A 276-nucleotide genomic window follows, 5' to 3' on the forward strand; every position below is an offset into this window, starting at 1 on the left:
CGGTAATACGTAGGGCGCAAGCGTTATCCTGAATTATTGGGCGTAAAGAGCTCGTAGGCGGTTTGTCGCGTCTGCCGTGAAAGTCCGGGGCTTAACTCCGGATCTGCGGTGGGTACGGGCAGACTAGGGTGCAGTAGGGGAGACTGGAATTCCTGGTGTAGCGGTGAAATGCGCAGATATCAGGAGGAACACCGGTGGCGAAGGCGGGTCTCTGGGCAGTAACTGACGCTGAGGAGCGAAAGCGTGGGGAGCGAACAGGATTAGATACCCTGGTAG

Annotated in this window: 1 rRNA gene; it reads left to right on the forward strand. The window is 57.2% G+C overall.

Annotated features, from left to right (window positions below):
• Nucleotides 1-276, forward strand: a 16S ribosomal RNA gene (locus ACTHS3_RS17840); the annotation flags it as partial.

The sequence above is a fragment of the Neisseria sp. P0009.S007 genome, from assembly GCF_051962515.1.